Here is an 8986-nt window from a genome sequence, read left to right as displayed (position 1 = left end):
GGCTGGCGTTGGGGGGGGGGGGGGGGTGCGGTGTGTGGCGGGGGGGGGTGGGGGTTTTTTTTTTGTGGGGGGGGGGGGGGGGCCCCCCGCGCCGGGGGGGGGGGGGGGCCCCCCCCACCCCCCCCCCGCCCCGACCCCACCCGCCCCACAGAGGGAGCCCCGTGCCACCCACCGTTCTGATCACCGGCGCGTCCGGGTTCATCGGCCGTCACGTCGCCCGGGAGGCCACGCGCCGGGGCGTGGAGCTCCGGCTGATGTCTCATCGCTGCCCGCTGCCCGGCTCCGACGGCGGGCCGGCCGCCGTGCGATTGTCCGTGACCGTCCGGGCCGACCTGGGCGACCCCGGTTCGCTGCGCGGGGTGTGCGACGGGGTGGACGTGCTGCTGCACTGTGCCGCTCAGATCAGCGGCAGCCCCGAGGCCAACAAGAGGGTCAACGCCGAGGGCACGCGCGCCCTGGTCGCCGAGGCCCGGCGGGCCGGGGTGTCCGGCATCGTCCAGATCAGCACGGCATCCGTGTACGGGCGGGGCAGCTACCGCCGGGCCCGCCCGGAGGACCTGGTCCGCAACCCGGCGTCGCCGACCTCGGCGACCCGGGCCGTGGCCGAGGACGCCGTGCTCGCCGCGGGCGGGATCGTGCTCCGGCCGCACCTCGTCCACGGCCCGGGTGACAGCTGGCTGGTGCAGGGGCTGGTCGGCGTGCTGCGGGCACTGCCCGGCACGGTCGAGGGCTGGCCCGCCCGGCTGTCGCTGGTGTCCGTGCACGACCTGGCGCGCCTGGCGGTGGGGGCGGGGCTCGCCCCGGCACGGAACCTGAGCGCGTCCGTCTACCACGCCGTCCATCCGGAGCCGGTGACCGCCCGGGAGCTGCTGCGGGCGGTGGCCGACTGCGCCGGGCTGACCTGGCCGCAACGGGAACTGACCGTCCGGCAGGCCCGGGACCTGCTCATCGGCGATCCGTACTCCCGGCACGGACTTGACATGCTCACATCTGACCACTGGTTCGACGGGGAACCACTCTGGTCGGACCTGGCCGAGGCCCCCGGGCCGGGCTTCGCGGAGTCCTTCGCCCGGTACACGCCCTGGTACCGGGAGGCGCTGCGCACCACCCGGCCGTGAGCCCCGCGGTCGGCTTCGCGGCAGCGGTGCAGGGGTTCTTCGGGGCCGGTGGTGCGGTACTGGTCGGCAGGGTCGCCGCGGCCGTGCCTGCGGTACTGGTCGGCAGGGTCGCCGCGGCCGTGCCGCGCAACCGGTGTCCCCGCCGGGGCGCAGCCGTGGGTGGGCGCGTGCCGGTGCGTCAGTGGTGGCGCAGCGGCAGATGGATCTCCAGCACGGTGCCGGGTCCGGCACCGGCGCCGAAGTCCGTGCGGCCGCCGAGGTCTTCCACCCGCTCGGTGAGGAAACGCAGGTCCGCGGCGGCGCCCTCCGCAGGCCTGCGCCCGTCGTCGGTCACCTTCGCGTACAGCCAGCGCCGGTTGACCCGGACCACGGCCGTCACGTGCTGCGCGCCGGAGCGGGTCACGCGGTCGCGCAGCGCCTCGCGCAGCGCGAAGTAGACCTCCACCCGATACCGCTCGGTGAGGACGCGCTCGTCCCCGATGACCTGGACACAGGTCCGGACACCCGCGTCGCCCGAAAGGCCGTCCCGGGTGCGCAGCTGGGACAGGAAGCCCTCCAGCGCCTCCCGCAGCGGCGGCAGGTCGCACCGGCTGCGCGCTCCGTCGATCAGCGCCCGGTTCTCCCGCTCGGCCACCGTCAACGACCTTACGGCCGCAGCGAGATGGGCGGCACGGGCGCCGGGATCCCGGACCGCGGCGTCGAGGCTGAGCCGGGTGTCGGAGAGCGCGCCTCCCAGCTCGTCGTGCAGCTGCCGGGCCACTCGCCGCCGCTCGTTCCACCCGTCGTTGCCGGCCCACACCTCCTCGGTGGCCGCCCGCAGGGACTCGCCGAGCCGTCTGGCCACGGTCGCCGCACGCAGCAGGCCCGTCTCGTTGTGCGCGATACCGCTCTCCAGCACATGCAGCAGCGCGCACTCCAGCAGCAGGGCCGCCGCGGCCGTCACCTGGTGCGGCGAGGCCAGGGGAGGGGGGATCGGCGTGGGCTGGGGGCCGGCCGACCCGTCGCGGCCGCACGCGCGGTCCAGTACGGCGTGGGCGAACTCCCTTAGCGACGCACGCAGTTCGGGCACCTCGGCCTCGGCAGGGACCAGCACGCCGGTGAGCCGGGCGGCGAACCGGTCCAGGACGGCCTCGGTCTCGCCGGCCTCCAGAACCGGGGAGGCCACCGGGAGGGGGGTGGCGGAGGCGGACCCGGGCCGCGGGCGCGGGGACATCCGGGCCGCCGCGCGGACCAGCCCTTCGTGCAGGACTTCGGTGAATCCGTTGCCTCCCACCACGGGGGCGGTCGTGCTGCTCATCGAGTTCCTCCGCTGCTTCGGTGCCCGTACAACGTCTCGTGCAATGTAACAAACAGACATGTCTGATTGCCTAGGGCCTTTGCTGCGCCTCACCTGTCGAGCGTGGGGCGGAATACTTTGATAAATGACCTATTTGTGCTGGAAGCTGTCCGACTTCGAAGCGTCCGGGTGCGAGGGGGTGTGATCGGATGGGGACAAGAAACAGGCTAGGTTGTATGATTTGGTGCGCGTCGCTGTGCCTGGTGCCGCCGACGGGGGCGATACCTGGTGTTCATGTCAAGAAGGGGCGGTGGGGCCCGATGCAGACACGGTCCGAACAGACCCGGCAGGCTCTCGTCCGTGCGACGGCGGAGCTGATCGCGGAGGGTCGGGTCCACGATGCGGGTCTGGTCAACATCTGTCGCAGGGCGGGCGTGAGCCGGGGAGCCCTTTATCACCATTTCTCCTCGACGACGGAGCTGACGGCCGCCGTGTACGACCAGGCGCGCGGTTGGCTCGTGGCGCTGATGGACGAGGCGTTCGAGGTTTCGCCCACGGACGCGCCGGAGCGCTTCTTCGTCGCCCTCGGCGCTGCGATGCGGACGGAGAAGACCGTGCGGGCGGGCATACAGCTGGCGGCGGACGGGACGGACGCCCGGCCGTCCCTGCGCGACGAACTGCTGGCCCTGGTGCACCAGCGGGTCGTAGAGGCGTATGAGGAGTCCATCGTCCCCTCCGCCCAGGATCTGGCCGACCTGACCGTGGTGGTGGCCGCCGGGATCGAGTCACTGGGGCATGCGGACCCGGGCTGGTGGGAGGTCAAGGCCTCGCAGCGGTTGTGGGAGATGCTGCGCCCGTTGTTCTCAGCGGCCCGCGGAAGGCGGGCCTGACGCCCGACTCAGGTGTTCGCGGCGGCCGGCGGCACGGTGGTACGCAGCCGGCCGATCACCCCGGGGGTGGCCAGGCCGGGCAGCAGGAAGCGCCAGAACACGGCGACCCGCTCGGTCAGGTCCGCCCGCTTGCTGTAAGCCTGGGACATGATCTGGAGGCCGGTGAAGGCGCCGACGATGGTGGCCGCGGCCTCCTGCACGTTCACGGCCGGCAGGATTTCGCCCTGCTCGGCGCCCTGCTGCAGCAGCTCGATCATGGTCTTCTTGGACTGTTCGTACGCCGTCTCCGGCGGGACGGACAGTGAGGTCTGCTCGACCGCCAGGCGCACGCTCGCACGGAGCACCGAGTCGTGCTGGAGCCGCTCCGCGAACTGCAGGGTCAGGTCGATCGCGGCCTGGAGCCGCAGGGGCTGATCCGGCACCTCCAGTGCCTCGTTGTGCGCCTCCAGCAGGGCCGAGGCGATGGCCTCCTTGGAGGGGAAGTGGTGATACAGGGAGCCCCGGGTGAGCCCCGTCCGGGCCAGGATCTCGTTGGTGCTGGCGGCGTCGTAGCCGCGCTCGTCGAACACCTGGGCGGCAGCCTCGAGAATCGACCGTCGCGACCGCTTTCCCCGCTCCTGCTGAGCCATGACAAGTCCCCTGCTCTTACTCTAACCAGACTTGTCTGTATGTTAACCGGGGTAGGCGGTTCAGTCAGCCTCCGGGTACGCGGCAGTTGCGCACAGGGTCCCGTGCGGCGGTTCCCGTGCTGCCCGGGCGCCCTACGGATGCCCGAGCCGGAAGCCCACTCCCCGGACGGTGGTGATCCACTTGCTGGAGCCGAGCTTGCCGCGCAAGGTGCTGACGTGGGTGTCCACGGTGCGGCCGTTCGGGGACCAGGCGTCGTCCCAGACCTGGGCCATGATCTGGCGCCGCGGGATGACGGTGCCGGGCTGCGAGGCCAGCAGGTGCAGCAGGTCGAACTCCTTGCGGGTGAGGTCCACCGGCGTCCCGTCGACCGTGGCCACCCGGGCGCCCGCGTCGATGCGCAGCGAGCCGTGGTGGACGACGTGCGGGGCGGCGGCCGGCTGCGAGCGCACCCGTCGCATCACCGCCTCCATGCGGGCCAGCAGCTCGCGGAAGCCGTACGGCTTGACCATGTAGTCGTCCGAGCCCGCCTGCAGTCCGAGCACCCGGTCCAGCTCCGAACCGCGCGCGGTGACGGCGATGATCGGGGTGTCGCTGATCGCCCGGATGCCCCGGCACACTTCCAGACCGTCCAGGTCCGGCAGGTCGAGGTCGAGTAAGACCAGGTCGGCGTCGCGGTGGGCCCGGAGCGCCTCGGCGCCGGTGGCCACGCCGCGGGCGGCGTAGCTCTGCCGCACCAGGCCCTTGAGGAGCGTGTCGGCCGCCCGGGCGTCGTTCTCGACGACCAGGACGCGCAGAGGTCCTTCCGGGCTGGTGGCCTGTGCGGGGAACGCCGGCGGAGCCGGGGCTGCCGCCGGACGGTTCGACTGGTGATGCTCCGGACCGGATTCCAGTAGATCCACTGCCTGCAGGTTCATGTGCCCCCTCCTCAGGCAGCCCGTCGAATCGGGCTGCTCGAAGCTTCACACGCCCCACAATACCAAACAGACTTGTCTGATTGTCAATGAGATGCGGCTCACCGGACAGGTCCTTGACCAGTCTGGAGATGGGTCGCTGACCTGCATATACGTTTACTTTGCCTAGAGTTGGTAGACCTTTGCCTGCCGGGTCGGACAGCGGAGGTGTCGGTGTGCCGACGGTGCACATGCCCCCCAATTGGGCAACCCTGCATGTTTTGTCGATGGCGCCGAACATCTGTGCGCAACCCGGCAAAACGTGCACCGACCCCGGTGCTGCGGCACGACTGGGTGGAAGATTTACTTGAAAAAACGGACTGACCTGTCTGTATCTTGTTGACCAGATCGTCGGCCTGCAGGGGGGAAGCCGGCATCGGGAGTGATCTCCCCTGCCCAGAAACTGACAGGAGATCTTCCGTATGTCGCACCTGGGTTACATGTCCGGACTCACCACGACGGTTCCGCGCGAGTACGTCCACCGAGCCGCAGTGTCGGAAGTCCTGTTGACCGGCTGGGAGGTCGACGCCTCGGTCGGCTCCGGCGAACAGGACGGCTTCGTGGTCAGAGCGCAGTGGCCGCGCAGCCACTCGCTGTTCGCGCCCGAGGGCGGCTACCAGAACCCCATGCTTCTGATCGAGTCCGTCCGTCAGGTCGGATCCCTCCTCGCGCACGCTGAGTTCGGGGTGCCCTTCGGCCACCAGTTCCTGATGAGCGACATGTCCCTCACTGCCGCACCCGACCTCTTCGTCGCGGACACCGCCCCCACCGAGATAGAAGTCCGCACCGTGTGCAGCGACCTGCTCCTGCGGCGCGGCGCGCTCCAGGGCATGCGCTACGACGTCACCGTGGTGCGTGACGGCCGGGCGCTGGCCTCCGCCGGGGCGGCCTTCCGGTGCATGCACCCGGACGTGTACCGGCGGGTGCGCGGTGAGCGTCCCTCCACCACCGTCCACGCCGCGCCGCCCGCGATCGAGCCGGCCCGCGTGGGGCACACCGATCCCCGGCACGTCGTCCTCGCCGCCCCCCTGCCGGGCGCCGGGAACCGCTGGGAACTGCGGGTCGACACCGCCCACCCGACCTACTTCGACCACCCGGTGGACCATGTGCCGGGGATGGTGCTGCTGGAGGCCGCCCGGCAGGCCGCCGTGGCCTCGACCGGACTGTCCGACGCGCTTCTGCTCGGCCTGGAGAGCGACTTCACGCGCTACGCCGAATTCGACGCTCCCGCCTGGATCGAGGCACACCCCGAGACGCCCGGCGCCACCGGCGAGGTCCGGGTGCGGGTGCGCGGTGTGCAGCAGGACGAGAGTGTCTTCACCACGTACCTCACCCTGGCTCCGCGGCCCCGTTCCTGACGGACCTCTGTACTTCGGCTGACGTTCTCCTGAAGTCCGTTTCTCGCGGCTTGCAAAGCGGACGAAACCCTGTGGCGTGGGCGGTTGAGGGTGCCATTCGAACCGAAGAAGATAGAGGTCAGGGTCGCGGAAATGTCACCAATTCGCGGGGGTTCTTTCGCGCACCCCGACTTTATTTCCTTTCGTCGTGCCCTGGTGTCAAGGGTGGAAGAGGGCCGAACCACATGACCAAGATCGGAATCATTCTGGGCAGCACCCGCCCGGGCCGCAAAGGGCAAGTGGTGGCGGAATGGGTGGCCAAGGCCGGTGCCGAGCAGGTCCCGGACGCGGTCTTCGAGATCGTCGATCTCGCCGACTTCGCTCTTCCGCTCCTCGACGAACCGCATCCGCCGGCCTTCGGCCGCTACACGAAGGACCACACCCGAGCGTGGTCCGAGGCCATCAGCGGCTACGACGGCTTCGTCTTCGTGACCCCCGAGTACAACCGCTCGATTCCCGGCGCGCTGAAGAACGCCCTGGACTTCGTCTACACCGAGTGGAACAACAAGGCGGCCGGCTTCGTGAGCTACGGCATGCAGGGCGGAGCCCGTGCCGTCGAGCACCTGCGCCTGATCCTGTCCGAGCTGAAGGTGGCCACCGTACGCTCCCAGGTCTCGCTCTCCCTGTTCGTCGACTTCACCACGACCGATCCGGCGGAGCCCGGCGCCCAATTCGCGCCCGGCCCGCACCAGGCGCAGACCCTCGCCACCATGCTGGGCGAGGTCGTCGCCTGGTCCGGGGCGCTGAAACCGCTGCGCGACGGCGTGTGATCCGCACCTAGCGGAAACTTAATCGGTGCCGTATTGAACTTAACCGGCGCCGTGAAGAAGCTGTTCACCAGGGTTCGGTCCGGTGCTTCGAATTTGCGGGAACGCGAATCCTGGGGATACAGGGCGGTGGTGCGGCACTGTCCCTCCCCCCGATAAAGAGACGGAAGGCCGCTGCTGAGCAGCGGCCTTCCGTCTCGTTTTCCTGCTCGTTCCACGAGAGAACATTCCGGGAGTTGCCACATGGCCCACGAAATCAGAAAGACCGCCCTTGTCAGCGGAGGTTCGCGGGGTATCGGGCGCGCCGTCGTCCTGCGGCTCGCGCGCGATGGCCACCGGGTGGCGTTCTGCTACCAGAACCCGTCCGAGTCCGTGCAGAGCCTCGAGAAGGAGGCCGCCGAGCTGGGCGTGACCGTGGTGGGCCGTCAGGTCGACGTCACCGACGCCGCGGCGGTGCGCGCCTGGGTCCAGGACACCGAGCGGGAGCTCGGGCCGCTGGACCTGGTCGTCAACTCCGCCGGCATCGTCCGCGACACGCCGCTGGTGATGATGAAGGACGAGGACTGGGAGGACGTGATCGACGTCAACCTGACCGGTACCTTCCACGTCTCCCGGGCCGCCGTGTTCGGCATGATGAAGCGGAAGTCCGGCTGCATCGTCAACATCTCCTCGGTCGCCGGCGTGCACGGCAACGCGACGCAGACCAACTACTCGGCGTCCAAGGCCGGAATCATCGGATTCACCAAGGCCCTGTCAAAGGAGACCGGGCGGTACGGCATCCGTGCGAACGCGGTGGCCCCCGGCTTCATCGACACCGACATGGTGTCCGGACTCTCCGACTCCTTCCGGGAGAAGGCCGTACAGAGCATCTCCCTGCGCCGCATCGGCAGTGCCGAGGACGTCGCCGAGGCCGTCGCCTACCTCGCGGAGGCGCAGTACGTCACCGGAACCGTCCTGGAGATCGACGGAGGCCTGTCGATCTGATCAGGCGTGTCCGCCCGTGCCCCCAAGGAGACCCCGCTCGTGCACAGGACACCCCACCCGTCGGGCCCCTCGACGTCCGCGCCGCACGTGGTGCGGATCCACCCGCCGGGGTGCCCGGACGCGGAGCTGTGGCTGGTCCGTCCCTCGGGGCCGCCCGGCACCGCCGAGCTCACCGTGCTGGACGCCGCGGAACGGCGGCGGGCCGCGGCCTTCCGCCGGCCCGCGCGCGCCGCACCGTACGTCGCGGCGCACGTGGCGCTGCGCCACCTCCTCGGGGAGCGCATCGGCGTCCGCCCCGAGCAGGTGGCGCTGCGCCGCGAGGCCGGTGGCCGCCCCGTGCTGGCCGGCCACTCGCCCGCCGTGCACTTCTCCCTCTCGCACAGCGGGGGAGTGGCGCTGCTGGGGATCGCCGACCGGGTGATCGGCGTGGATGTGCAGTGCCTGCCCGGTGCGTCGGCGGTCGAGTTGTGCGGCGGCCGGCTGCACCCGGCGGAGCGGGCGGAGGTGCTGGCCCGCCCAGCCGGCGACCGGCCGGAGCACTTCGCGCGGCTCTGGGCGCGCAAAGAGGCCTACCTCAAGGGTCTGGGCACCGGCCTGCGACGGCCCCTGAACGCCGACTACCTGGGCGACGGCGGCGCCGGTAGCCCGGACCGCCCGGCCGGCTGGACGGTCCTGGACGTGCCGTGCGCGCCGGGATTCACCGCCGCGCTGGCCCTCCTCGACGCCTCGGCGTCGACCGCCCCGGAACCAGTCGTCCTGCCCCGGGGCGCGCGGGGCCGCATCGGGCCCTGACCCGGTGCGCCCCGCCCTCGAGAGCCAAGGAGCCTCGGCGGCGGTGAAGCACCCCGCCGTCGAACGGCACGAACCACAGAAGGAGCCATCGTGCGCAAGGTGCTCATCGCCAACCGTGGCGAAATCGCTGTCCGCGTGGCCCGGGCCTGTCGGGACGCCGGGATCGCGAGCGTGGCCGTCTA

10 protein-coding genes are annotated in these 8986 nt (G+C 70.9%); 7 read left to right on the top strand and 3 right to left on the bottom strand.

Annotated features, from left to right (window positions below; all coding sequences use genetic code 11):
- Positions 1 to 161 precede the first annotated feature (161 nt).
- Positions 162 to 1118: an NAD-dependent epimerase/dehydratase family protein gene (locus tag ACIBJF_RS48015; protein WP_399184140.1), complete on the top strand. Its 957-nt coding sequence runs from the start codon at positions 162 to 164 to the stop codon at positions 1116 to 1118.
- Positions 1119 to 1296: 178 nt separating this feature from the next.
- Here ACIBJF_RS48015 and ACIBJF_RS48010 read toward each other — a convergent pair whose 3' ends face one another.
- Complete coding sequence (locus ACIBJF_RS48010; protein ID WP_399184138.1) at positions 1297 to 2415, bottom strand: sensor histidine kinase; 1119 nt, start codon at positions 2413 to 2415, stop codon at positions 1297 to 1299.
- Between the two features lie 299 nt (positions 2416 to 2714).
- Here ACIBJF_RS48010 and ACIBJF_RS48005 point away from each other — a divergent pair, with 299 nt between their 5' ends.
- Positions 2715 to 3284, top strand: coding sequence for a TetR family transcriptional regulator (locus ACIBJF_RS48005; protein ID WP_399184136.1), 570 nt, complete (start codon positions 2715 to 2717; stop codon positions 3282 to 3284).
- Between the two features lie 8 nt (positions 3285 to 3292).
- Here ACIBJF_RS48005 and ACIBJF_RS48000 read toward each other — a convergent pair whose 3' ends face one another.
- Together ACIBJF_RS48000 and ACIBJF_RS47995 are read right to left on the bottom strand one after the other, a co-directional pair.
- The gene (locus tag ACIBJF_RS48000) at positions 3293 to 3913 is read right to left on the bottom strand and encodes a ScbR family autoregulator-binding transcription factor (RefSeq protein ID WP_399184134.1); all 621 of its coding nucleotides are present in this window, start codon (positions 3911 to 3913) and stop codon (positions 3293 to 3295) included.
- A 132-nt stretch (positions 3914 to 4045) separates the two neighbouring features.
- A complete protein-coding gene (locus ACIBJF_RS47995) occupies positions 4046 to 4828 on the bottom strand; it encodes a response regulator transcription factor (RefSeq protein ID WP_399184132.1) in 783 nt (260 codons plus the stop codon).
- 458 nt (positions 4829 to 5286) lie between these two features.
- Here ACIBJF_RS47995 and ACIBJF_RS47990 point away from each other — a divergent pair, with 458 nt between their 5' ends.
- The 5 genes from ACIBJF_RS47990 to ACIBJF_RS47970 form a co-directional block, all read left to right on the top strand.
- Positions 5287 to 6222, top strand: coding sequence for a ScbA/BarX family gamma-butyrolactone biosynthesis protein (locus ACIBJF_RS47990; protein ID WP_399184130.1), 936 nt, complete (start codon positions 5287 to 5289; stop codon positions 6220 to 6222).
- 224 nt (positions 6223 to 6446) lie between these two features.
- Positions 6447 to 7031, top strand: a complete 585-nt coding sequence (locus ACIBJF_RS47985; protein ID WP_399184128.1) for an NADPH-dependent FMN reductase — start codon at positions 6447 to 6449, stop codon at positions 7029 to 7031.
- A 240-nt stretch (positions 7032 to 7271) separates the two neighbouring features.
- Positions 7272 to 8012, top strand: a complete 741-nt coding sequence (fabG, locus tag ACIBJF_RS47980) for a 3-oxoacyl-[acyl-carrier-protein] reductase (protein ID WP_399184126.1) — start codon at positions 7272 to 7274, stop codon at positions 8010 to 8012.
- 39 nt (positions 8013 to 8051) lie between these two features.
- Entirely contained in the window at positions 8052 to 8804 is a 753-nt protein-coding gene (locus ACIBJF_RS47975) for a 4'-phosphopantetheinyl transferase family protein (protein ID WP_399184124.1), read from the top strand.
- Positions 8805 to 8894: 90 nt separating this feature from the next.
- The coding region (locus ACIBJF_RS47970; protein ID WP_308427085.1) for a biotin carboxylase N-terminal domain-containing protein at positions 8895 to 8986 on the top strand (92 nt) is incomplete at its 3' end.

Origin of the sequence: Streptomyces sp. NPDC050743 (assembly GCF_044456925.1) — a bacterium.
Lineage (GTDB): Bacteria > Actinomycetota > Actinomycetes > Streptomycetales > Streptomycetaceae > Streptomyces.
The sequence above is the reverse complement of the archived record's forward strand: the minus strand, read 5'-3'. Positions and strand labels throughout refer to the sequence as shown.

Coding starts and splice junctions, on each gene's coding strand:
- ACIBJF_RS47990 (WP_399184130.1), top strand. CDS start 5,287: ATGTCGCACCTGGGTTACATGTCCGGACTCACCACGACGGTTCCGCGC.
- ACIBJF_RS48005 (WP_399184136.1), top strand. CDS start 2,715: ATGCAGACACGGTCCGAACAGACCCGGCAGGCTCTCGTCCGTGCGACG.
- fabG (WP_399184126.1), top strand. CDS start 7,272: ATGGCCCACGAAATCAGAAAGACCGCCCTTGTCAGCGGAGGTTCGCGG.
- ACIBJF_RS48000 (WP_399184134.1), bottom strand. CDS start 3,913: ATGGCTCAGCAGGAGCGGGGAAAGCGGTCGCGACGGTCGATTCTCGAG.
- ACIBJF_RS47995 (WP_399184132.1), bottom strand. CDS start 4,828: ATGAACCTGCAGGCAGTGGATCTACTGGAATCCGGTCCGGAGCATCAC.
- ACIBJF_RS47985 (WP_399184128.1), top strand. CDS start 6,447: ATGACCAAGATCGGAATCATTCTGGGCAGCACCCGCCCGGGCCGCAAA.
- ACIBJF_RS48010 (WP_399184138.1), bottom strand. CDS start 2,415: ATGAGCAGCACGACCGCCCCCGTGGTGGGAGGCAACGGATTCACCGAA.